19 protein-coding genes, 2 tRNA genes and 2 rRNA genes are annotated in these 23,676 nt (G+C 65.8%); 9 read left to right on the forward strand and 14 right to left on the reverse strand.

Features of this window, described 5'->3' with window-relative positions:
- Window positions 1-70: 70 nt before the first annotated feature.
- The 6 genes from infB to trmB all read right to left on the reverse strand — a co-directional run bounded on the left by infB (window position 71) and on the right by trmB (window position 7,713).
- On the reverse strand, window positions 71-3,109 hold the full coding sequence (gene infB, locus ACYX4P_RS02605; protein WP_248119888.1) for a translation initiation factor IF-2: 3,039 nt from the start codon (window positions 3,107-3,109) through the stop codon (window positions 71-73).
- A 106-nt stretch (window positions 3,110-3,215) separates the two neighbouring features.
- Window positions 3,216-3,875 (reverse strand): RNA-binding protein, encoded by a 660-nt coding sequence (locus ACYX4P_RS02610; protein ID WP_248119886.1) that lies wholly within the window; start codon window positions 3,873-3,875, stop codon window positions 3,216-3,218.
- An 18-nt stretch (window positions 3,876-3,893) separates the two neighbouring features.
- Complete coding sequence (nusA, locus tag ACYX4P_RS02615; RefSeq protein WP_248119884.1) at window positions 3,894-5,639, reverse strand: transcription termination factor NusA; 1,746 nt, start codon at window positions 5,637-5,639, stop codon at window positions 3,894-3,896.
- Window positions 5,639-6,250, reverse strand: a complete 612-nt coding sequence (gene rimP, locus ACYX4P_RS02620) for a ribosome maturation factor RimP (RefSeq protein WP_248119883.1) — start codon at window positions 6,248-6,250, stop codon at window positions 5,639-5,641. The genes nusA and rimP overlap by 1 nt, the downstream gene beginning before the upstream one ends.
- A gap of 101 nt (window positions 6,251-6,351) precedes the next feature.
- Window positions 6,352-6,918: a hypothetical protein gene (locus ACYX4P_RS02625; RefSeq protein WP_248119881.1), complete on the reverse strand. Its 567-nt coding sequence runs from the start codon at window positions 6,916-6,918 to the stop codon at window positions 6,352-6,354.
- 81 nt (window positions 6,919-6,999) lie between these two features.
- Window positions 7,000-7,713, reverse strand: coding sequence for a tRNA (guanosine(46)-N7)-methyltransferase TrmB (gene trmB, locus ACYX4P_RS02630; RefSeq protein ID WP_248119879.1), 714 nt, complete (start codon window positions 7,711-7,713; stop codon window positions 7,000-7,002).
- A 147-nt stretch (window positions 7,714-7,860) separates the two neighbouring features.
- On the opposite strand from trmB, the gene ACYX4P_RS02635 reads away from it, so the two are divergent.
- From ACYX4P_RS02635 to ACYX4P_RS02655, 5 genes are all read left to right on the forward strand, one after another.
- A complete protein-coding gene (locus ACYX4P_RS02635) occupies window positions 7,861-9,342 on the forward strand; it encodes an amidohydrolase (RefSeq protein ID WP_248119877.1) in 1,482 nt (493 codons plus the stop codon).
- Window positions 9,342-10,697: an amidohydrolase family protein gene (locus ACYX4P_RS02640; RefSeq protein WP_248119874.1), complete on the forward strand. Its 1,356-nt coding sequence runs from the start codon at window positions 9,342-9,344 to the stop codon at window positions 10,695-10,697. The genes ACYX4P_RS02635 and ACYX4P_RS02640 overlap by 1 nt, the downstream gene beginning before the upstream one ends.
- 164 nt (window positions 10,698-10,861) lie before the next feature.
- Complete coding sequence (locus ACYX4P_RS02645; protein WP_248119871.1) at window positions 10,862-11,320, forward strand: YaiI/YqxD family protein; 459 nt, start codon at window positions 10,862-10,864, stop codon at window positions 11,318-11,320.
- Entirely contained in the window at window positions 11,317-11,724 is a 408-nt protein-coding gene (gene arfB, locus ACYX4P_RS02650) for an alternative ribosome rescue aminoacyl-tRNA hydrolase ArfB (RefSeq protein WP_248119869.1), read from the forward strand. The genes ACYX4P_RS02645 and arfB overlap by 4 nt, the downstream gene beginning before the upstream one ends.
- A gap of 65 nt (window positions 11,725-11,789) precedes the next feature.
- A complete protein-coding gene (locus ACYX4P_RS02655) occupies window positions 11,790-12,401 on the forward strand; it encodes a PPC domain-containing protein (protein WP_248119866.1) in 612 nt (203 codons plus the stop codon).
- A gap of 4 nt (window positions 12,402-12,405) precedes the next feature.
- Here ACYX4P_RS02655 and ACYX4P_RS02660 read toward each other — a convergent pair whose 3' ends face one another.
- The 4 genes from ACYX4P_RS02660 to ACYX4P_RS02675 form a co-directional block, all read right to left on the reverse strand.
- The gene (locus ACYX4P_RS02660) at window positions 12,406-12,900 is read right to left on the reverse strand and encodes a hypothetical protein (protein WP_248119864.1); all 495 of its coding nucleotides are present in this window, start codon (window positions 12,898-12,900) and stop codon (window positions 12,406-12,408) included.
- Between the two features lie 14 nt (window positions 12,901-12,914).
- A complete protein-coding gene (ubiB, locus tag ACYX4P_RS02665; protein WP_248120213.1) occupies window positions 12,915-14,402 on the reverse strand; it encodes a 2-polyprenylphenol 6-hydroxylase in 1,488 nt (495 codons plus the stop codon).
- Between the two features lie 80 nt (window positions 14,403-14,482).
- On the reverse strand, window positions 14,483-15,271 hold the full coding sequence (locus ACYX4P_RS02670; protein WP_248119862.1) for a class I SAM-dependent methyltransferase: 789 nt from the start codon (window positions 15,269-15,271) through the stop codon (window positions 14,483-14,485).
- 51 nt (window positions 15,272-15,322) lie between these two features.
- Complete coding sequence (locus tag ACYX4P_RS02675; RefSeq protein WP_248119860.1) at window positions 15,323-16,024, reverse strand: Crp/Fnr family transcriptional regulator; 702 nt, start codon at window positions 16,022-16,024, stop codon at window positions 15,323-15,325.
- 113 nt (window positions 16,025-16,137) lie between these two features.
- On the opposite strand from ACYX4P_RS02675, the gene ACYX4P_RS02680 reads away from it, so the two are divergent.
- The 4 genes from ACYX4P_RS02680 to ACYX4P_RS02695 all read left to right on the forward strand — a co-directional run bounded on the left by ACYX4P_RS02680 (window position 16,138) and on the right by ACYX4P_RS02695 (window position 19,568).
- Entirely contained in the window at window positions 16,138-16,443 is a 306-nt protein-coding gene (locus ACYX4P_RS02680) for a 4a-hydroxytetrahydrobiopterin dehydratase (RefSeq protein ID WP_248119858.1), read from the forward strand.
- Window positions 16,440-17,234: an SDR family oxidoreductase gene (locus ACYX4P_RS02685; RefSeq protein ID WP_248119855.1), complete on the forward strand. Its 795-nt coding sequence runs from the start codon at window positions 16,440-16,442 to the stop codon at window positions 17,232-17,234. The genes ACYX4P_RS02680 and ACYX4P_RS02685 overlap by 4 nt, the downstream gene beginning before the upstream one ends.
- Window positions 17,235-17,312: 78 nt before the next feature.
- Window positions 17,313-17,389 (forward strand) — tRNA-Arg (locus tag ACYX4P_RS02690).
- A 145-nt stretch (window positions 17,390-17,534) separates the two neighbouring features.
- A complete protein-coding gene (locus ACYX4P_RS02695; protein WP_312573031.1) occupies window positions 17,535-19,568 on the forward strand; it encodes a TonB-dependent receptor in 2,034 nt (677 codons plus the stop codon).
- Window positions 19,569-19,690: 122 nt separating this feature from the next.
- Here ACYX4P_RS02695 and ACYX4P_RS02700 read toward each other — a convergent pair whose 3' ends face one another.
- From ACYX4P_RS02700 to ACYX4P_RS02715, 4 genes are all read right to left on the reverse strand, one after another.
- Window positions 19,691-19,855 (reverse strand): hypothetical protein, encoded by a 165-nt coding sequence (locus tag ACYX4P_RS02700; protein ID WP_248119834.1) that lies wholly within the window; start codon window positions 19,853-19,855, stop codon window positions 19,691-19,693.
- Between the two features lie 433 nt (window positions 19,856-20,288).
- A tRNA-Met gene (locus ACYX4P_RS02705) sits at window positions 20,289-20,365 on the reverse strand.
- An 80-nt stretch (window positions 20,366-20,445) separates the two neighbouring features.
- Window positions 20,446-20,560: ribosomal RNA gene (rrf, locus tag ACYX4P_RS02710) — 5S ribosomal RNA — on the reverse strand.
- A 131-nt stretch (window positions 20,561-20,691) separates the two neighbouring features.
- Window positions 20,692-23,470: ribosomal RNA gene (locus ACYX4P_RS02715) — 23S ribosomal RNA — on the reverse strand.
- Window positions 23,471-23,676: the final 206 nt, after the last annotated feature.

Consider the following 23,676-nt stretch of genomic DNA (forward strand, 5'->3'; position numbering starts at 1 on the left):
GGATTCAGCAAAAGAAAAGGCCCGGAACCTGGGTTCCGGGCCTGCCTCTCTCGATGCCGCGAACCCGGACCTAGTCCAGGGTGCGCTTGATCTCTTCGACCGTGAAGCACTCGATGTAGTCGCCTTCCTTGATGTCCTGGAAGCCCTGGAACTGCATGCCGCACTCCTGGCCCGAGGGCACCTCGTTGACCTCGTCCTTGAAGCGTTTGAGCGTGTTGAGCACGCCCAGCTCCAGCACCACCACATCCTCGCGGATGATGCGGACGCGGGCGCCCTTGCGCACGACGCCTTCGGTGACGCGGCAACCGGCGATCTTGCCGATCTTGGAGATGTCGAACACCTGCAGGACGGCGGCGTTGCCCAGGAAGGTTTCCCGCTGCAGCGGCGCCAGCATACCCGACAGCACGCCCTTCATGTCGTCCAGAAGGTCGTAGATGATCGAATAGTAACGGATCTCCACGCCTTCGCGCTCGGCCAGGTCGCGCGCCTGTTTCGAGGCGCGGACGTTGAAGCCCAGGATCGGCGCACCGGCCGACTTGGCCAGGTTGACGTCGCTCTCGGTGATGCCGCCGGCGCCGGAATAGACGATGCGGGCGCGGACTTCGTCGTTGCCCATCTTCTCCAGCGAGGCCGCGATGGCTTCGCCCGAACCCTGGACGTCGGACTTGATGACGACCGGCAGTTCGCTGATCTTCTTGGAGCCCAGCTTGGCCATCATATCGACCAGCGAAACCGAGCCGCCCGAAACCTGAGCCTTCTCACGCTTCACGCGCTGACGATATTCGGTCAGTTCGCGGGCGCGGGCCTCGGAATCCACCACGGCGAAGACGTCGCCGGGAGACGGAGCCTCGTCCAGACCCAGGATCTCGACCGGGACCGAAGGACCGGCTTCGGTCAACTGCTCGTTGCGCTCGTTCAACAGGGCGCGAACCTTGCCCCACGAACCGCCGGCGACGACGATGTCGCCGCGCTTCAGCGTGCCGCGCTTGACCAGGACGGTGCCGACAGGGCCGCGACCCTTGTCCAGCTTGGCCTCGATGACCACGCCTTCGGCCGAACGATCGGCGTTGGCGCGCAGGTCCATGACCTCGGCCTGAACCAGGATGGCTTCGAGCAGGCCGTCGAGATTCATCCGCTCCTTGGCCGACACCTCGATGATCTGGGTGTCGCCGCCCAGGCTCTCGGCGATGACCTCGTACTGCAGCAGTTCGTTCACGACCTTCTGCGAGGTGGCGCCGGGCTTGTCCATCTTGTTTACGGCGACGATCAGCGGGGCTTCGGCGGCCTTGGCATGCTGAATGGCCTCGATGGTCTGGGGCATGACGCCGTCGTCGGCGGCGACCACAAGCACCACGATGTCAGTCACATTGGCGCCACGCGCCCGCATGGCCGAGAAGGCGGCGTGGCCAGGCGTGTCCAGGAAGGTGACCTTCTGGCCGTCTTCCAGACGCACCTGATAGGCGCCGATGTGCTGGGTGATGCCGCCGGCTTCGCCGCCCGCGACGTCGGTCGTGCGCAGGGCGTCCAGCAGCGAGGTCTTGCCGTGATCGACGTGGCCCATGATCGCCACGACGGGCGCGCGCGTCTCGGTGGCGCCCTCGTCGTCGGCCTCGGCCAGGAAGCCGGTTTCAACGTCGGATTCGGACACGCGCTTGACCGCCATGCCGAACTCCTCGGCCACCAGTTCGGCGGTGTCGGAATCGATCACGTCGTTGATCTTCATCATCATGCCCTGGCGCATCAGGAATTTGATGATGTCGACGCCGCGCACGGCCATCCGGTTGGACAGCTCCTGCACGGTGATGACGTCGGGAATGACCACTTCGCGCGGACGGTTCGGCGCGTCGGTCGATCCGCCCTTGCGCTTTTCCTTCTCGCGTTCACGGGCGCGGCGCACCGAGGCCAGCGAGCGCATCCGCTCGGCGGCGTCGCCGTCGCCGACCACCGACTGGATGGTCATGCGGCCTTCACGGCGCTTGGGCTCGCCGCGCGTGCGGCTGACAGCCTTGCCGGCGTCGGAGAAACGCTTGTCGCGATCGTCGTCGCGGCCGACCGGACGACCGAAGCCGGCGCCGGGCGCGCGGCTCGGACGGGCCACTTCCGGCGTCGCGGGCGGCGCGTTGGGCGCGGCGCGGCCGCCGGGGCCGGTGCGCGGGCCGCCTGGACGGGCGGCGCCGGGGGCGGGACGGGGGTTCAGGGCCGAATAGCGGACAGGCTCGGCCGGCTTGGCGCCCTGCGGACGTTGGCCGCCGGGCCGGGCGCCTTGCGGGCGATCGCCCTGGGGACGCTCGTTCGACTGCGGACGATCCGAATAGGACCGTTCGCCGCCGCCCATCGCCTGCTCACGGGCCGAGCGTCCGCCGAAGGCGGGGCGTTCGGCGGGGGCGCGTTGCGGATTGCCGGGCTTGGGCACACGCTGACCGAAGTTGACGGTCGGGCGCGCAGGGGCGGCCGGACGGGCCGGAGCGGCGGGCGCCGGGGTCGCGGCCGTCGTCGGCGCGGGCGCAGCCGGCGCCGGAGCCGGAGCCGGAGCAGCAGGCTTGGGGGCGGGCTTGGCGGGCTGAGGCGCGGCGGCGGCCAGTTTGGCGGCCTCGGCGCGGGCGGCCTCGGCGGCGGCCTTGGCGGCGGCGGCTTCGTCGCGCGCGGCCTGGGCGGCGCGTTCGGTGGCGGCGGCCTGCTCGCGCGCAGCGGCGTCAGCGGCGGCCTTGGCGGCGGCGTCGGCCGCAGCCTTGGCGGCGTTGGCCTGGGTGGCCAGGGCGATGGCGCGGCGGCGCGCTTCCTGCTCTTCGGCCGACAAAGCCCCTCCGGCGGGTTGCGACGGACGCTGACCCTGCGGACGCGGCGCCTGGGCGCTCTGTTGCGGACGCGCGACGTCGAAGCCCTGCGGCCGTTGCGGACCGCCGGCGCCGGCGCGACGCTTGGTCTCGACCACCACCGTCTTGGAGCGCCCGTGACTGAAGCTCTGTTTCACCGTGCCCGTCGAAACCGAGCCTGCGGCGCGCGGCTTCAGGCTCAGCGGGGCGCGCGGCCCCGACTGGGAGGGCGTGCCCCCCGCATTGCCTTGTCCCGCGCCTTGGCCCTGGTTGGTCTTGTCGTTTTCGTCGCTCATCCGGTCGCTTTACTAGGGGCGGAAAAGCCCGCCGTCGTCTCAATACCCATGAACGACCGTGAGCCCGTCTCCGCCCTTGGAGACAGGCCCTCGGCCGTCAAAATCCTCAGCTCGCCCCTATCGGGGTTGCTCCCGCCGATCCGTCCTCGCCACCGGGAATATCCCAGTGAGGGGGGCGAAGCGGCCGAAATCCGGCCAGTCGTTCGACCTCAATGGTCCACCGATCGGCCCTTCCGCCCGCAAGCAGGACGGCGTGTATCGCATTTTCCAGCCCAAGGGCCAAACTCAAATCGTCCGCCGTGAATGCGCCGCAGATCTTGCAGGTCTGATGGCGGGCCAATGCGAGGATTTTGCCACGCCCGTCAGCCGAACCGTCAGCGGCTTCCAGCACCCAGGCGGCCTTGCCCGAACGGATGCTGGCGGCGGACTTTTCAAAGCCGGATATAAGCACGCCTTCGCGCCGGGCAAGACCCAGCAGGTCGAGACAGCGCCTAACCAGCAGCCGTTCGACGATATCGGCCAGGTCGGCCGGGGCGGTCAGTTTTGTCTTGGCGGCGCGGGTGAAGCCGTTCTTCTTGACCGCCGCCTCGACGGAGGCGCGGCTGGCTTCGACCCACAGGCCGCGACCGGGCAGCTTCCTGCCCAGGTCGGGAACCACCTGGCCGTCAGGCCCGGCGACGAAACGGATCAGACGAGATTCATCCATGACCTGGTGCGAAACCAGGTCCCGGCGTTCCCTATCGATCGTCGCGTCGCGCAAGCTCATGTACGGCCAGGTCCTTCATCAGGCGTCGCGCGACTGGTCGGCGTCGGACGACGCATCGTCCTCGGCGGCCGTGTCGGCGTCGGCTTCCGGCGCATCGCCGAAGACCTGGTCGGGATCGTATTCGCCCTCGGCGTAGTCGCCGTCTTCCTCGTACTCTTCCGGCTCGGGCTGCGGCAATTCCGAGGCGTCGATCCAGCCGGCGGCGACGCGGGCCTGCAGGATCAGCAGTTCGGCGTCTTCCTGGGCCAGGTTGAAGCTTTCCAGCACGCCCGGGACCTTGACCCGTTCGCCGTTCTTGACCTCATAGCCGCCGCGAATTTCGTCGGTGGCCAGATCGGCCAGATCCTCGACCGTCTTGACGCCGCCTTCGCCCAGGGCGACGGCCATGGCCAGGGTCACGCCCGGCACGTCGAGAACCGCGTCCTCGACGCCCAGTTCGACGCGCTTGGCGTCCAGCTCGGCTGCCTTCTTGTCCAGGAATTCGCGGGCGCGGGTCTGCAACTCCTCCGCGGTCTCCTCGTCGAAGCCTTCGATCTCGGAGACTTCATAGGCGTCGACATAGGCCAGGTCTTCGACCGTGGCGAAGCCTTCGGTGACCAGCAGCTGGGCGATGACCTCGTCCACGTCCAGAGCTTCCTGGAACAGGGCGGTGCGCTCGGCGAACTCACGCTGGCGACGCTCGGAATCCTGGCTTTCGGTGATGATGTCGATCTGCCAGCCGGTCAGCTGCGAGGCCAGACGGACGTTCTGGCCGCGACGACCGATGGCCAGCGACAGCTGCTCATCCGGCACGACCACTTCCACGCGGCCGGCTTCTTCGTCCAGCACGACCTTGGAGACTTCGGCCGGGGCCAGGGCGTTGACGATGAAGGTCGGCTCGTCCGGGTTCCACTGGATGATGTCGATCTTCTCGCCCTGCAGTTCGGCGACCACCGCCTGAACGCGCGAGCCGCGCATGCCGACGCAGGCGCCGACCGGGTCGATGGAGCTGTCGTTGGACAGGACGGCCATCTTGGCGCGCGAGCCGCTGTCACGTGCGGCGGCGCGGATCTCGATCACGCCGTCGTAAACCTCCGGCACTTCCTGGGCGAACAGCTTGGCCATGAAGCCCGGATGGGCGCGCGACAGCATCACCTGCGGACCCTTGGCCTCAGGCCGGACGTCGTAGATGTAGGTGCGGATGCGGTCGCCGATGTTGAACACTTCGCGCGGAATGGACTGGTCGCGGCGCATGACGCCCTCGCCCCGGCCCAGGTCGACGATGGTGTTGCCGTATTCGACGCGCTTGACCGTGCCGTTGACGATTTCGCCGACGCGGTCCTTGAACTCTTCGTACTGGTTGGCGCGCTCGGCCTCGCGGACCTTTCCGGTCACGACCTGGCGGGCCATCTGGGTCTGGACGCGGCCGAACTCGAACGGCGGCAGGTGTTCGACGTATTCCTTGCCGACCTCGGCTTCGGGGTCGCGCTTCTGGGCGTCGCGCAGACGCACCATGGCGCTGTCGTTGAACTCTTCCAGTTCGTCTTCCGGCATCCAGTCGTCGGCGACGATGGTGACGTGGCGCGTCAGCGACAGTTCGCCGGTCTTGTGGTCGATCTTGGCGCGGATGTCGTGGTGGGCGCCGTAACGCGACTTGGCGCCCTTCTGGATCGCCTCCTCGATCGCCTCGATGACGATTTCACGGTCGATGTTCTTCTCGCGCGCGACCGCATCCGCGATCTGCAGCAGTTCGAGGCGGTTGGCGGAAATACCGGTGACGGCCATCAGGCGTTGTCCTCAGAAGGGGTCGTGGTGTCGGTTGTTGCTTCGACGGCGTCGCCCAGAGACGCATCTTGGGGCAGGCCGTCGTCTTCAGGTTCGCCGCGTGCGGCGCGAATGGCGGCGCCCCGTTTCATCAGGGCGTCGGTCAGAACCAGTTTGGCGTCGCTGACCCAGTCGAACGGGATCAGGGCGGTGTCTTCCTCGCCGTCCAAGTCGATCAGGACGTTGCCGTCCTCAAACCCGGCCAGCACGCCCTTGAACCGCTTGCGGCCCTCGATCATGCGGTCGGTCTCCAGACGCGCCTCCTCGCCTTCGAACAGTTCGAAGTCGACGGGACGGGTCAGCGGGCGGTCGATGCCGGGCGACGACACCTCCAGCAGATATTCGCCGGGGATGGGATCAGAGGCGTCGAACACCTCCGACACAGCGCGGCTCAGCTTGGCGCATTGTTCGACGGAAATGTCGTGATCCGTCGGACGCTCGGCCATGATCTGCAGGCGCTGGCGCTTGGCGCCGGACATCAGGCGGATGCGCACGACGTCAAGGCCAAGCGACTCCGCGATGGGGTCGATCAGCTCAAGCAGTTGGCGGTCCTGGGCGGTTTTTGCGCGCAAGCGTCGAATATCCAAAACAAAAGCGGCGGTCCGTCCGGGCCGCCGCTTGGAACGACGCCGTTGGACGCCGGTCTAACGATGTGAGGGGGCATATAGGGGTTTCAAGCGCGCTTGTCAGCCCTCTTTGACGGGCGCCCTCCGTGCCTGAGGCGAAAATAGAGGGATCCCGCGAGGAAACCCGCCGCCAGAATAGCCGCCACGACGCCGCCCAGTGTCGGATCCCAAGGCCAGCCGGGGGCCTCGTCATACGCCCGCCCCTGCTCCATCAGAAACAGCCAGGGTGAAAACAGGAAGCTGAAAACGCCAGACAGACGACTGCAGACGACGGCCGTCACCACATAGGCGCCTGCCGTGAGCAGACCGGCCAGACCCCACATCCACCATCCGCCCGACCGCAGCGTGCGCTCGGCCAGCCAGCATCCCATCGCACCGAACAGGCACGATGGGATCAGACCCCATAGGGTCACCATGGCGATCAGCGCCGCCAGGGCCACCAGGGTCTGGATTGCAAACCCCAATGACGCCGTGATTTCATTCGCAGGCGACGCAGTATCGAAAAGCGCGCCCGCCAGCGCCCAGACCAGAACAAGGATCAGGGACAGACCCGGGGCGCACAAAGCGCTGAGACAAAGGCCGGACAGACGGATCCCACCGCCAGACCACTTCATGTCGGCCCTCCTGAACGCCCTGATCGGTTCAACCGGCGATACTTGTCCGCCCTGACGGCCGTCCGTCAATCGTGACGGAGATCACACGCGCCGATACTCAAGGAAGACCGGCGTGGTGTCGCCCAACCTCTTTTCTTCATAGCGGGTCACGACGTGATCCGTGGGCGGGACGAACCAGTCCTGGTCGGCCGGGCCGATCCGATCCAGGCCGGGCGTGCGTTCCAACCGCTCAAGCGCCCATTCGGCGTAATCCAGCCAGTCGGTGACGAAACGCACAGTTCCGCCGGGCTTCAGGATGCGGGCGAAGGCCTGGGCGGTCTCATCCTGCAACAGACGGCGCTTGTTGTGGCGCGCCTTGTGCCAGGGGTCGGGGAACAGGATCAGCACCCGATCCACCGAGGCGTCCGGCAGGGCGTCCACCACGTCGCGCGCATCGTCGGCGTGGATGCGGACATTCTTCAGTCCGCCTTCCTCGACGTGCCGCAGAGCCGAGGCCACGCCGTTCAGGAAGGGTTCGCAGCCGATGACCAGGGCGTCGGGCCGCGTCGCTGCCTGGGCGGCCATATGCTCGCCGCCGCCGAAGCCGATCTCCAGCCAGACCTCGGTCGCCTCGGGCATCATCGTCTTGGGGTCCAGCGGCCCAGCCTTGGGATCGGGTACGGCGATCGCGGGCAGCAGGGTCTCCATCAGCGCCGCCTGACGCGGCTTGATCGGGCGGGCCTTGATGCGGCCGAACGACCGCAGCGGGCGGTCCAGATGCGGATTGTCGTCTTCGGGGGGCAGGTCGGCGCTCATGCGCCTGCCGTTAGCCGTCGCGGCGTCAAGCGTCTAGGCGAGCCGTCCGGCGAAGGCGGAAAACCTTTTGACGGTGCGGGCCGAACACCCTTCTATGACGGCCGCAAGACGCGTCGGGCTGTCGCGTCATCGGGAAAAGGGGAAACGATGATCGGACATCATCTGCGGGGCGCCAGCCTCGCGGCCATAACGTGCGCGGTGCTGGGCCTGTCGGCCTGCGCGACCACGGGCCGGCCCTCGGACCAGAACGCGGCCGCCAAGCCCGCGCGGGATCGCACCCTGGATGCGGGTCTGGACCCCGCGACGACGTTGGATCCCTACCCCTCGACCTATCGGCCCCTGCCGCGCGAAAACTTCGCCGTGGTCGGCGCCACCGTCCTGACCGGCACGGACCGCAAGATCGACAACGGCGTGGTCGTGGTCACGGACGGCAGGATCGCCGCCGTCGGCGACGCCTCTACCCCCATCCCTGCGGGATACAAGGTCGTGGACGCGCGCGGCCGATACGTCACCCCCGGCGTCATCGACGTGCACAGCCACCTGGGGGTCTACCCCTCGCCCGGCGTTCAGGGCATGAGCGACGGCAACGAGGCGACCAGTCCGAACACCGCCCAGGTCTGGGCTGAGCACTCCCTCTGGCCCCAGGATCCCGGCTTCAACACCGCCCGCGCCGGGGGCGTGACGACGATGCACATCCTGCCCGGCTCGGCCAATCTGTTCGGCGGGCGCGGCGTGACCATCCGCAACGTGCCCTCAGTCACCATGCAGGGCATGAAGTTCCCGGCCGCCCCCTATACGGTCAAGATGGCCTGCGGCGAGAACCCGTCGCGCGTCTATGGCGGCAGGAACCAGAGCCCCGCGACCGGCATGGGCAATATGGCCGGCTATCGCGCCGCCTTCATCGCGGCGCGCGAATACAAGGCCAAGTGGGACAAGTGGCATGAGACCGGCGAGGGAACGGCCCCGACCCGCAATCTGCAGAACGAGACCCTGGCGGGCGTTCTGGACGGCTCGGTCCTGATCCAGAACCACTGTTACCGCGCCGACGAGATGGCGCTGATGATGGATATGGCCAAGGAGTTCGGCTACCGCATCGCCACCTTCCACCACGCCACCGAGGCCTACAAACTGGCGCCGCAACTGGCCCAGAACGGCATATGCGCAGCCATGTGGACCGGCTGGTGGGGCTTCAAGATGGAGGCGCTGGACGCCATCGAGGAGAACGCCGCCCTGGTCGACGCTCAACCCGGATCGTGCGCCGTCATCCACTCCGACGACGCCCTGCTGACCCAGCGCCTGAACCAGGAGGCCGCCGCCGCCCTTTCGGCAGGCCGCCGCGCCGGGCTGAACATTTCTGAAGAACACGCCATCGGCTGGTTCACCTCCAACGCCGCCAAGGCCATTGGCATCGCCGATCAGACCGGGTCGCTGACGCCGGGCCTGCGCGCCGATGTGGTGATCTGGAGCGCAGATCCCTTCTCCATCTACGCCCGCGCCGATCAGGTCTTCATCGACGGCGCCCTGACCTTCGACCGTTCCAACCCCGCCTATCAGCCGACCAGCGACTTCGAACTGGGCCAGCCCGGCTACGGTCTGACCGCCGCCAACGTCAGGGAAGGAGCCCGCTGATGCGTCTCTCGTCCATTCTCGCCGGCGCCGCAGCGGCCCTGGCGCTCGCCGCGCCCGCCTTCGCCCAGGAAACCGTGGCCATCGTCGGCGGCCGCATCCTGACCGGGACCTCGGTGATCGAAAGCGGCACGGTCGTCCTGCGCGACGGCAAGATCGTCTCGGTCGGCACCGGCGCCGCCCCATCGGGCGCCCGCGTCATCGACGCGGCCGGCAAGACCGTGGCGCCCGGATTCGTGGCCGTGGATTCGGGCCTTGCGGGCACAGAGGTCGGATCGGTGCGCGGCACCAACGAACTGAGAAACAGCGCCAATACGCTCAGCGCCGCCTTCGACATCTCCTATGGGCTGGACCCCTGGTCCTTCACCCTGCCGGTCGCGCGGTTGGGCGGCATCACCCGCGCCGTCGTCGTGCCCCAGCATCCCGGCTCTTCGGGTGGTCATGTGCATGAGGACGAGACGGCCGGCGCCGGCGACGGCGGCTATCAGACGCCTGGCCTGTTCGCCGGCCAGGCCGCCATCATCAACCTGGGCCCCAATCTGGCCGGCGGCGGGGCCGACATCCTAGTCAAGCCGCGCGTGGCCATGGTCGCCCCGTTCGGCGAAGCGGGGGCGGCGGTCGCCGGCGGCGCGCGCGGCGCCCAGTTCGTCCTGTTCAAGGAGACGATGGCCGAGGTGCGCCTCTACGCCCGCAACAAGTCCGCCTACGACCGGGCGGCCCTGCGCAATCTCAGCCTGTCGCGCGCGGACCTGGAGGCCCTGATCCCGGTGGCCAACGGGACCCTGCCGCTGATCGTCACCGTGCACCGCGCATCCGACATCCAGCAGGTGTTGCGGCTGGCGCGAGAAGAGGGGATCAGGCTGATCCTGGACGGCGCCGAGGAAGGCTGGCTGGTGGCGGGCGACATCGCCTCGGCCGGCGTGCCGGTGCTGCTGAACCCCATCGACAACCTGCCCTCCGATTTCGAGATGCGGGCCGCGCGGATGGAGAATGCAGCGGCCCTGAACGCGGCCGGCGTGCTGATCGCCATCAAGGGTAACGAAGGCTCGACCCACCGCGCCCGCGACGCCCGCTACAACGCCGGCAATGCGGTGTCGCACGGACTGCCCTATCAGGCCGCCATCGCCGCCCTGACGGTCAATCCCGCCAGGATCTTCGGCATGGCGGGACAGTTCGGCCAGATCGCGCCAGGCGCCGCCGGCGACGTGGTGGTCTGGTCCGGCGATCCGCTGGAGCCGCTGAGCCAGCCCTCGGCCATCTTCGTCAACGGCGTCGAACAACCGCTGACCAGCCGCCCGCTGTTGCTGCGCGACCGCTATCGCCAACAGACGCCGATGCCGCCGGCCTATCGGAACTAAGGGCGTCCTTGGTCGAAACCAAAAGGCGGGACTTCGGTCCCGCCCTTTATGTATTCCCGTCCCGTCATCCCAAGGCTTGTCCCAGGGATGACGGCGTGGGAGTGGGCTTGGGAAGATGCGCCGGACAGGTGACGCCCATCCCAGTCCGCGCTAGGTCGTTCGACATGCCCACGACGCTCTACATCGACGCCGACGCCTGTCCCGTGAAGGAGGAAGTCTATCGCGTCGCCCGCCGCTATGGGCTGAAGACCTATGTCGTCTCCAACACCTGGATGCAGGTCCCGCGCGAGGCGCTGATCGAACAGGTGGTGGTGGACGCCGGCCCGGACATCGCCGACGACTGGATCGCCGAACGGGCGACCGTGGGCGATGTGGTGATCACCGCCGATATCCCTCTGGCCGACCGCTGCCTGAAGTCAGGCACCCAGGCGCTGAAATCCAACGGCCAGCCCTTCACCCCCGATTCGATCGGCTCGGCCCTGGCTGGGCGGATGGTGGGCGAGCATCTGCGGTCGATGGGGGTGGCGACGTCCGGCCCGCCGCCCTTCTCGGCCGCCGACCGTTCGCGTTTCCTTCAGGCGCTGGATCAGGCCGTGGTCAAGGCGCGCAAGGCCGCCCCATGACCACCGTCATCCCCGAGGACGAGCTGGAGTTTCACTTCTACCGCGCCGGGGGTCCGGGGGGGCAGAACGTCAACAAGGTGGCCACCGCCGTCCAGATGCGGTTCGACGTCAGAAACTCGCCCTCCCTGACCGAGCCGGTCAAGACGCGTCTGATGAAGCTGGCGGGCAGTCGCCTGACGCAGGAGGGCGTGATCCTGATCAACGCCGTGCGGTTCCGCACCCAGGAGCGCAACCGCGCCGACGCCATGGCCCGGCTTCAGGAGATGGTGGACGCCGCCTCGGTCCGTCCGGTCTTTCGCGTGCCGACCCGCCCCACCAAGGCGTCCAAGGAGCGACGGTTGAAGGCCAAGACCAGCCGCGGCGCCATCAAGTCCGGCCGGGGAAGGCCCAGCCACGACGACTGACGCGCGCGGAACATCTTCGGTGCGTTATCGTTCACCCCTTACGGCAACGGTTGGAAGAGGCGCGGATGCAGCGATTTCGGGCGATGACGATGGGGCTGGCGGTTGCCGGGACGCTCGGCGCCTGCGGCCAGTACGAAATCCGCAAGAAGGACGACGCCGAGCCCGCCCCGGCGGCTCCGGCGCCTGCGCCGGCCCAGTCCGAACAGGACAAGGCCGTCATCGCCGCCACGCCCCAGGTCTCGCTTTCAGAAAAGGATCGGCGGCAGATCGAGGAAGTGGCCGGCAACTATCTGGATGACGCCGCCAAGGAACTGGCCAAGGGGTTTTCGCCCATGCCGGGCGTGCAGGACATCGTGGTCGCCCTCCAGCCCACCCAGGTTCACCCCTGGGCCGTGCCCCTCAAACGCGGCGAGACCTATCGCATCATCGCCGAATGCGATTCCGAATGCTCGGACCTGGACATGGAACTGGTCGATCCGGCCGGCAAGATAGTCGAACGCGACACCCTGCCGGACTCGGCGCCCGTCATAAACATCCGACCGGCCGCCGACGGAACCTACACCGCGCGCGTGATCATGAAGACCTGCACAGTGGCGCCCTGCTACGCGGCGGCGCGCCTGTACCACCAGACCGGCCCCATCCCGGACGACGACGCGCCGCCCGCGACGGAGGCCTGAGGGATCAGCTTTCGGCCGGGCGGAACAGCAGGGCGGCGATCTTGTCGTCGGCATCGAAGCCGATCACCCATTCGGTCGCCTGATTGTCGAAGGTGACCTTGAACTTCTGGGCCTCGCCTTCCTGACGTTCGTATTCGACCGTCTTCACCGCGCCGAAGCTCTTGATCAGCGAGCTTACCTGTTCGGCCTGCTGGCGGATTTGGGCCGCCAGATTGGGCGTGAAGTCGGAATAGTCGAAACCGGCGCCCTGGACGTCGGCGATCACGCCGCGAAGCGCCTCTTCGGCCCGGGCGATGTCCGGCGCGGCGGCCGATGTCGCCGAAGTCGCCGGCGGCGCAGCCTGCGCCGGGCGCGCGGGGGCGACCTGCGGCTGGGATTGGGTTTGGGCGGGGCGGTCGAAGGCGTTCGGCACCGAGGCCGCGGCCGCCTGGGCCAGGGCCGGCGCGGGCGTCAGGATCAGGGCGGCGCCCAGCAGGGTCTTGGTCAGGATCGTCGTCATGATAAGGGCTCCGGTCAGGTCAGATAGGGCCAGAGCGAAAGGCCCAAAGCCGTCAGGGCCGCGATGACCGCGACGGTGACGGAAGCCGTCAGCCAAGCCGGAGTTCCCGACTTTTCCATGACCACCGTGGTCGGACGCGGCGGCTCCTGCACCAGGCGCGAGATGGCGCGCGCCGCCGCGATCATGTCGTCCAGGGCGTCGCGAGCCTGAGCTTGGGGGCCCAGTTCGCGTCGGATCCAGCGCTCGACCACCGGCTGGGCCGCCTTCCACAGGTCGTGGTCGGGTTGCAGGCGGCGCGCCACCCCTTCGACCGAGACCATGGTCTTCTGCAGCAGGATCAGTTCAGGCCGCAGGCTCATGTCAAACAGGGCGGTGATCTCGAACAACTGGCCCAGCAGGCGACCCATCGACACCTGGCTGGCGGCGCGGCCGATCACCGGCTCGCCCACCGCGCGCAGGGCCTGGGCGAAGGTCTCGACCGAATGATGGGCGGGAACGTATCCGGCCTCGAAATGGACGCGGGCGATGCGGTCGTAGTCGCGGCTGATGAAGCCCCACAGGATTTCCGCCAGATAGCGTCGCTCCGCCGGTCCCAACCGCCCGACAATGCCGAAGTCGATGGCCGTCAGGTGGGCCGGCGCGCTGGCGAACAGATTGCCCTCGTGCAGGTCGGCGTGGAAGGCGCCGTGGTCCAAGGCTTGGACCAGGAAGGCGCGCACCACATTGTCGGCCAACTGATCTTTGTCGATGCCGGGCAGGTCCATCAGGGCAGGGTCGGTCATGGGCACGCCTTGCGCCCATTCCAGCGTCAGCACCCGCTTGCCCACCCCGTCCCAGATCACGGCGGGGGCCGACATATACCCGTCCTTGGCCATGACCTCGGCCATCTCGCTGGCGGCGGCGGCCTCCAGCCGCATGTCCAGCTCCAGGTCCAGCGAGTTGGCGATGGTCTCGACAAAGGCGGACGGCTCCAGCCGGCGCGCCATCGGAACCAGCCGCCAGACCAGCCGCGCGGCCAGCCGCATGGAATCCAGCCCATTGGCGACGCGGCGCTCCACCCCCGGCCGCAGCACCTTGACCGCGACGGCTCGCCCGTCGGCCAGGGTGGCGCGGTGCGCCTGGGCCAGGGAGGCGGCGGCGACCGCCGGCCCCAGGTCGGTGAACAGGCTTTCGACCGGCCGACCTAGTGACTTCTCGATCTCGCGGCGGGCTTCGGCTTCCGGGAAGGGGGGCAGGGCGTCCTTCAGACGCCCCAGGTCGCGCGCGAACTCCAGCCCGAAGATGTCCGCGCGCGTGGCCAGAACCTGACCCAGTTTGATCGCCACCGGTCCCAGATGCTCGAACGCCTTGCCCAGCCTCTGGCCCGGCCGCCCCTGACGTCCGGCGCGGCCGGAAAACATCTGCAAGAACCGCGCGAACGGCCGCGTCCAGGCGGGCAGCAAGGGCGTGACTTCGCGCGGGACCAGGGCGTCGTGGCGCGCCAGCACCCACAGCCACCCCATCAGCCGCAGGAAGGCGGCGACCGGGTTCTGCACCGCCACGGTCGCGGGCGGCGGCGGGGCCGTGCGATAGATGCGGCCGGTCAGATCGCCCACCCGTGGTGGATGGCGGCGATTCCGCCCGACAGATTGGTCACGGACACGCGGCGGAAGCCCGCGTCCTCGATCAGGCCCTTGAACGCCTGCTGGTCGGGGAAGCGGCGGATGCTCTCGACCAGATACTGATAGCTGTCACGATCCTTGGCCACCCAGCCGCCGATGCGCGGAATGGCGTGGAAGGACCAGGCGTCATAGACCTTGCGGATCGGCGTGGTCGTGGGGCGCGAAAACTCAAGGCACAGGAACCGCCCCCCCGGCCTCAACACGCGCCGCGCCTCGGCCAGAGCCTTGTCGATATGGGCCACGTTGCGGATGCCGAAGCTGATCGAATAGGCGTCCACCGAAGCGTCCGGCAGCGGCAGGTTCATCGCGTCCCCGACCGACCAGCTCATCTCCGGCTCGCCGCCCTTGTGGACCCCGGCCAGGATCATCTCGGCGTTGTAGTCCAGCACGATGACATTGGCGTCCTCGCCGCCGCGCCGCTCCTGGGCCGCGCGGGCCATCTTCGAGTAGCGACGGGCCATGTCGCCGGTGCCGCCCGCCACGTCCAGAATGGTCTCGCCGGGACGGGGGTTCAGCTTGGCGGCGGCGATGTCCTTCCAGATGCGGTGGACGCCCACGCTCATCAGGTCGTTCATCACATCGTAGTTTGAGGCGACGGAATCGAAGACCCCGCGCACCATCTTCACCTTTTCGCGCGCATCCACGTCGCGAAAGCCGAAGGAGGAACGATCACCCTGCGAATGCGGGCCGTGGGAGGAGGCGTCGGTCATGCGCATCGTCTAGCGCGTCGCCGCGCCGCCGTCACCCGATCAGACGGGCGATCAGGCGGCTTCCGGCTGAGGCAGCTCCAGATCCTTCATCACGTCGCGCATCAGGCCGTAGCAACCGCACGAGGCGGCCTCCAACCCATCGCGATCCAGAACCTTGACCCAGCCCCGTCCGCGCTGGATCAGCGACTTGGCCTCCAGCACCGAACCGACCTCGGACACGGTGGCGCGCCGCACGCCCAGCATTCCGGCGATATCGGCCTGGGTCAGGTCGAAACGGTCGTCCTCGGCCCGGTCGTGCAGCGTCAGCAGCCAGCGCGCCAGCCGCTCGTCCAGCCGGTGCTGGGCGTTGCAGGCCGCCGCCTGCTGGACCTGGGCCATCAGCCCCTCGGTGAACCGCGACAGGGCCAGACGCAGGCTTTCGCTCTTGTCCAGCGCCTCGCCGAACACCTCGGACGAACAATAGGCGGCCAGGCCGTCGCGCTGGGAGATGGCGCGGCTGGCGGCGCGGGCGTTGAAGGGGCCGCATGTCACGCCGACCAGACCTTCACGGCCGATGGCGGCCGTCTCCACCATCTTGTCGTCGGGCAGAACGGTCATCAGCGACACCACGCCCTTGATCGGGAACCACACCCGGTCGACGGCCTCGCCGGCGTCATACAGCATCTGGCCGCGCGTGATCTCGCCCTGCTTCAGATGGGGTTCGATCCGCTTGCGGTCGGCCGCGTTCAGGGCGGCGATCCACAGATTGTCCATCGTCGTCTCCCTGTCGCCTGAACCGGGAACCTAACGCCCAAGCTTGACCAGATGTTCCCGGCGCTTGCCGCCCGGCCGCGGGCGCCTTACGCCAAAGAAAAAGAGGAAACGCGATGACCGACACCCGCCTTGACGTTGGGGAAATCCTGCCTGGTCTGCCCGCCTGGCGCGCGGCGGACGGGGATCGCCAGGCCATTCGGCGCAGCCTCGCCTTCGACGATTTCAACGCCGCATTCGGCTTCATGGCGCGCGTGGCGTTGATGGCGGACAGGATGGACCATCACCCCGAATGGTCCAATGTCTACAATCGCGTCGACATCCTGCTGACCACCCACGACGCAGACGGCGTCACCGACCGCGACGTGACCTTGGCCCGCTTCATCGACGCCGCAGCCGCCGGCATGGGGGTGCGGTCGTGAGCGCGCATCGCCCCGGCCGCGTCGCCGGCAAGACCGTCCTGATCACCGGCGCCGCCGGCGGTCTGGGCGAGGCCATGGCCCTGATGATGGCCCGAGAGGGCGCGCGCGTCGCCGTGACCGACATCGACGGCCCCCGCGCCGAGGCCCTGGCCGCGCGGATCAATGCAGAAATCGCCGGAGCGGCCTTCGCCTATGCTCACGATGTGGCCAGCGAGGCCGAGTGGGAACGGGTCATCACCGCCGCCGTCGCCGACCTCGGCGGCTTGTCGGTCCTGGTCAACAACGCCGGCGTCGGCGGCCCGCTGGCCTTCGTCGAACAGGACACGGTCGAGAACTGGCGACGTCAGTACGAGATCAATCTGCGCTCGATCATGCTGGGCGCCAAACACGCCATGCCGCATCTGCGCGCCTCCGCCCCCGCTTCCATCATCAACATCTCCTCCATCGCCGGCCTGGCCGCCGCCCCCGGCATGGGCGCCTACAACGCCACCAAGGCCGCTGTCTGGATGTACACCAAGACCCTGGCGCTGGAGGCGGCCAAGGCCGACTGGAACGTGCGCTGCAACTCGGTCCACCCGGTCTTCATCAAGACCCCGATCCTGGACCCCTTCATCGCCATGGCCGGCGGCGATCAGGACAAGGCCCACGAACGGCTGGCGCGCGGCATTCCACTGAAACGGATCGGCGAACCCGACGACGTCGCCTACTGCGTCCTCTACTTGGCGTCGGACGAATCCAAGTTCGTCACCGGCTCCGAGTTCAAGATCGACGGCGGCATGACGGCGCAATAAGCCCGCCGGACGCGTATTCAGGATTGAGGCCGCCCGCGCCATGCTGTAAGCGGCCCTTTCCGGCGTCACGCCGCGCACGCACCCGTAGCTCAGCTGGATAGAGTGCTGCCCTCCGAAGGCAGAGGTCACAGGTTCGAATCCTGTCGGGTGCGCCACCTTCCTTGTCTCAAACGCATGCAGGCCATGACCTGCGCTCTCCATGTTTTTTCATCGCACGGGATTGGGGAAAATCATGACCGGCTTGACCGGATGTGACGTTATCTCATAACAAACTCCCTTCCTCCCTTGAAGGTCCCCGTCATGCGTTCCTCCCCCGCCTTGCGCTCGCTGCTTCTGGCTGCGGTCGGCTCCACCGTGCTGGCCGGCGCCGCCGCCGCGCAATCGACCGCCAATACGCCGACCACGGTCGACGACGTCATCGTCACGGGCGTCCCTTATGGCGTCAGCCAGCGGGCGGCGGTCATCGCCACGGACGTGGTGGACGAGCAGACCCTGGCCACCGCGCCGGCCGCATCCCTGGGCGACCTGCTGAACGGCCGTCCTGGCGTCCGCTCCACCGACTTTGCGCCGGGCGCCAGCCGTCCGGTCATCCGGGGTCTGAGCGGGCCGCGCGTCCAGGTGCTGACCAATGGCATCGGCCTGATCGACGCCAGTTCGGTGTCGCCCGACCACGCCGTGGCGGCCGATCCCGCCGAGGCCAACCGTATCGAGATCATCCGCGGCCCCGCCACCTTGGTCTATGGCGGCTCGGCCATCGGCGGCGTGGTCAATGTGCTGGACGACCGCATCCCCACCGCCATCCCCGAGGGCGGCGTCGAGGGCGTGGTCTCGGCCCAGGCGTCCAGCGTCGACGACGGCCGCAGCGCCTTCGGCCGCGTCACCGTCGGTTCAGGCAACTTCGCCTTCAACATCGATGGGGTGAAGCGCAAGACCGACGATTACGACATCCCCGCCCCGGCCATCTCCGCCCGGCGCGCCGCCGCAGAAGGGATCGCGCGCGGCGACGGCGACAAACAGCCCAACAGCTATACCGACCTGCAGACCTGGGGCGTCGGCGGATCCTACATCGGCGACAAGGGCTTCGCCGGCGTCTCCTACAAGGACACCGAAAGCGAATACGGCACGGTCGCCGAGGAATCCGTCTTCATCAAGCTGCATCAGAAGCGCTGGGATGCTCGCGGCGAGTATCGGTTCGACGACGGCCCCTTCTCGGCCCTGCGTGGCTCTTACGGCCATGCCGACTACACCCACACCGAGTTCGAGGATGTGGACGAGCCAGGCACGGTGTTCAACTCCGACGGCTGGGAGGCGCGCGCCGACCTGGTTCAGCGGCAACGCGGCGGCTGGAACGGCGCCTCGGGCGTCCAGGCCCTGTCGCGGAACTTCCAGGCCATCGGCGAGGAAGCCTTCGTGCCCACCGTCGATATCGACGAGGTCGGCGTCTATACCGTGCAGCGACTGGATCTGGGCAATCACGGTTTCGAAGGCGGTCTGCGCTATGACCGGCGAGAGTTGTCGGGCACGCCCATCGGCGAAACCAGCGAGGTGAACCGCACCTTCGACAACTGGTCCGCCTCCGCCGCCGCCTTCCTGCGCCCCGCGCCCGGCCTGTTCCTGGGTCTCAGCCTGGCCCACAACGAACGCGCGCCGAGCGAGGTCGAACTGTTCGCCGATGGCGTTCACATCGCCACCGCCGCCTATGAGACGGGCGACCTGAACCTGAACAGCGAAAAGGTCACCACGCTGGAGGGGACCGCCCACTATGATCACGGCCGGTTCACGGGCGATCTGCACGTCTATCATTCCTGGTACGACGGCTTCATCGACGAGCGGCCGACAGGCGAGCTGTTCCTGTTCGAGGAAGAGAACGAGACCTTCCCCGTCTATCGCTTCGTCCAGACCGGCGCGAAGTTCTACGGGTTCGAGCTGGAGGGCGCCTACGCCCTGTGGCAGGATGGCGATCGCAAGCTGTCGCTTGAAGGGTCCGCCGACTACGTTCACGCCCAGACTGATTTCGGTCCGGCGGCGCGCATTCCGCCCTACTCCGTCACCGGCCGGCTGGCCTGGACCTCGGCCCGCTTCGACGCCAGCGCCGAAGTGCGGCACGTGGGCCAGCAGGATCGCGTCGCCAATGCGTTCGAACTGCCGACCGACGATTATACCCTGGTCAACGCATCCATGGCCGTGCGCCCCTTCACCCAGCAGAACGTCACCGTCTTCGCCGAGGCGCGCAACCTGACCAACGAGGAGGCCCGCGAACACGCCTCCTTCCTCAAGGACATCGCCCCCCTTGCCGGCCGCAACCTGCGTGTCGGGGTGGCCTACAGGTTCTGATTTTTAGGAAACTGATCGCCAGGCCTAGGACCTGTCCACGCCTTCAGCGTGGGCAGGTTTTTTGTTTCGAAAGCAGATTCGAAAGCAGAGACGTCTTGTGCGCCTCTCGCTCTCTTGGGCCTCTAGCAGCAGTCGAACTTGCGATGGAAATGGCCGCTACCGTTATCCGCACCAAGATCGAGCAGCGCATGCTTGACGGGCTCCGCGGCAAGCGGATGGCGCCAGGGGCGGCCGCAGAAGCCGTCCGCGCGTTCGGCGCAGAGACCGCCCGACTTGATCACGATCACCTCGCCACCAGCGCCGCCGATAAGGCGAGCCCGGCGAAGGTCGCGCGGGTGATCCGACGGCTTTCCCGAAGTCATCTGGGACTGAATGCGGACACCGGCGCCTCCATGACTTCCACGACCGCGGCGCCATCTTGCGGGCCCAGCAGGCGGACACGACCACTTCGCGCGTAGACTGCACGCCAATGTAACCGAGACCCATCCCAAGAAGGTCACGCGTCCGGCCGAAACCTTGACTTCAGCCTCGAAGCGCGATGACGCCGCCACGGCTCTTCGACCCTTGATCGAAAAGGCAGTGCTGAAGCTCGGCGATCAGCATGGCGAGAGCCTCCCCTGCACGACGTGCTCGTCGCAACCATGGCTTGGCTGCACGACAAGCCTCGGCCCCTAAACCACAACACCCCCGGCGCTTACGCGACGAGGGTGTCGTTATCTTTGGGTGCGGGAGTAGGATTTGAACCTACGACCTTCAGGTTATGAGCCTGACGAGCTACCGGGCTGCTCCATCCCGCGTCAAACGGGTTTTCGGTAAGGAAGAGTGTGTTCGAGAAGGGCCGTTTGGCCTTTGCGCAATCGTTCTGTCCGCCTGGTAGACCCGGCGGCGACCTACTCTCCCGCGCCTTGAGACGAAGTACCATTGGCTCTGGAGGGCTTAACGACCGAGTTCGGGATGGGATCGGGTGGGGAACCTCCGACATAGCCACCGGGTCAACCAGGGGGACAGAAGGATTGCAAATCCGAGCTCAAGTCGCGCTAGGGCGTCAGCTTGAACAAGGATGAAGAAGACATTGTCTGAGATGACCTTTCGGAGGTCATCATCGAATGAGTTTTGCTGAGAAACGATCAAACCGATCGGATTATTAGTACCAGTAAGCTTCATGGGTCGCCCCACTTCCACACCTGGCCTATCAACGTGGTAGTCTTCCACGATCCTCAGCGAAGCCTTGTTTTGAGGTTAGTTTCCCGCTTAGATGCTTTCAGCGGTTATCTATTCCATACTTAGCTACCCTGCTGCACAGCTGGCGCCATGACAGGTACACCAGAGGTATGTCCATCCCGGTCCTCTCGTACTAGGGACAGATCCTCTCAAGCTTCGAACACCCACGGCAGATAGGGACCAAACTGTCTCACGACGTTCTGAACCCAGCTCACGTACCACTTTAAATGGCGAACAGCCATACCCTTGGGACCTGCTCCAGCCCCAGGATGTGATGAGCCGACATCGAGGTGCCAAACTTTGCCGTCGATATGGACTCTTGGGCAAAATCAGCCTGTTATCCCTAGAGTACCTTTTATCCGTTGAGCGATGGCCCTTCCACTCGGGACCACCGGATCACTATGGCCGACTTTCGTCTCTGCTCGACTTGTCAGTCTCGCAGTCAGGCGAGCTTATGCCATTGCACTCGACGAGCGATTTCCGACCGCTCTGAGCTCACCATCGCGCGCCTCCGTTACACTTTGGGAGGCGACCGCCCCAGTCAAACTACCCACCACGCCATGTCCCGGGACCGGATAACGGCCCTCGGTTAGACGTCAACGACAGTAAGGGTGGTATTTCAAGGACGACTCCACCAGAGCTGGCGCCCCGGTTTCATAGTCTCCCACCTATCCTACACATACGGTCGCTAACGCCAAGGCGAAGCTATAGTAAAGGTTCATAGGGTCTTTCCGTCTGACCGCGGGAACCCCGCATCTTCACGGGGAATTCAATTTCACTGAGCCTGTGCTGGAGACAGTGGGGAAGTCGTTACGCCATTCGTGCAGGTCGGAACTTACCCGACAAGGAATTTCGCTACCTTAGGACCGTTATAGTTACGGCCGCCGTTTACCTGGGCTTCAGTTCGGAGCTTTCACTCCTCCCTTTAACCTTCAGGCACCGGGCAGGCGTCAGACCCTATACGTCGCATTGCTGCTTCGCAGAGCCCTGTGTTTTTGCTAAACAGTCGCTACCCCCTGGCTTGTGCCACTCATTCCTGCTTGCGCAAGGTGAGTCACGCTTATTCCGAAGTTACGCGTGCAATTTGCCGAGTTCCTTCAGCACAGTTCTCTCAAACGCCTTGGTATGCTCTACCTGACCACCTGTGTCGGTTTCGGGTACGGTCTCTGCTGGAGTTATTTCCTGGGACAACGCCCCCGCACACACAATCCAATAAGTGGGTACGAGTTAAGCCATCCGTCACTTCCAGCTGGTGCAGGAATATTTACCTGCTTCCCATCGACTACGCTTTTCAGCCTCGCCTTAGGGGCCGACTAACCCTGCGCAGATTAGCTTTACGCAGGAACCCTTGGTCTTTCGGCGAGAGTGTCTCTCACACTCTTATCGTTACTCATGTCAGCATTCTCACTTCCGATACCTCCAGCCAGGCTCACGCCTGACCTTCACCGGCTTACGGAACGCTCCGCTACCGCTTGCAGTAAACTGCAAACCCATATCTTCGGCGCACGGCTTGAGCCCCGTTACATTTTCCGCGCAGGATCGCTTGATCAGTGAGCTGTTACGCTTTCTTTAAAGGATGGCTGCTTCTAAGCCAACCTCCTGATTGTCAAAGCAATCCCACATCGTTTCCCACTTAGCCGTGACTTGGGGGCCTTAGATGATGGTTAGGGTTGTTTCCCTTTTCACGACGGACGTTAGCACCCGCCGTGTGTCTGCCCGATAGTTCTCTTGGGTATTCGGAGTTTGGTTAGTATTGGTACCGCTCGCGCAGCCCGCAACCATCCAGTGCTCTACCCCCCAAGGAATTCGTCGGACGCTCTACCTAAATAGATTTCGCGGAGAACCAGCTATGTCCAGGTTTGATTGGCCTTTCACCCCTATCCACAAGTCATCCCAGAATTTTTCAACATTCACGGGTTCGGTCCTCCAGTTAGTGTTACCTAACCTTCAACCTGCTCATGGATAGATCACCTGGTTTCGGGTCGTCATACGTCGAACTTAGCGCCCTATTCAGACTCGCTTTCGCTGCGCCTACACCTAACGGCTTAAGCTTGCTCGACACATGAAGTCGCTGACCCATTATACAAAAGGTACGCCGTCACCGCGCTTGGCGGCTCCGACTGCTTGTAGGCTTCCGATTTCAGGATCTGTTTCACTCCCCTTGTCGGGGTGCTTTTCACCTTTCCCTCACGGTACTTGTTCACTATCGGTCGTAGAGGAGTACTTAGGCTTGGAGGGTGGTCCCCCCATGTTCAGACAGGATTTCACGTGTCCCGCCCTACTCGAGTCTCTTGCTGTTTGATGACTACGGGGCTTTCACCCACTATGGCCGACCTTTCCAGATCGTTCGTCTTTATTTCACAAGAGCACTGGCCTGGTCCCGGTTCGCTCGCCACTACTACGGGAGTCTCGGTTGATGTCCTTTCCTCCGGGTACTGAGATGTTTCAGTTCCCCGGGTTCGCTTAATGAAGCCTATGTATTCAGCTCATTATACCTTTCAACAATCCGCCAATCGCTGCCCCGAAGAGCAGAGTTGGAAGACTGTAAAGGTGGGTTTCCCCATTCGGAAATAACCGGATCAAAGGGTGCTAGCGCCTCCCCGGTTCTTATCGCAGCTTGCCACGTCCTTCATCGCCTCTCTACGCCAAGGCATCCGTCAGAAGCCCTTCAACGTTTGATCGTTTCTCAGCAAAACTCATGCTTGGTTTATTCCGCCCGACTGGAAAGATGCCGGGGGACCAAGCCTGATTTTTGTCAGACAATGTCTTCTTCTCGAACACGACCTAAAAGCTCAGGGGAGCCGGTCTAGTTCTTCCTTCACGATTTCAATGCCAGTCGGCTTTTCAGCCGGTGGCAAACCATTTGCGATGCGCGCCTTGGGTCATT

The organism is Brevundimonas sp. ABV4_179 (assembly GCF_056311945.1).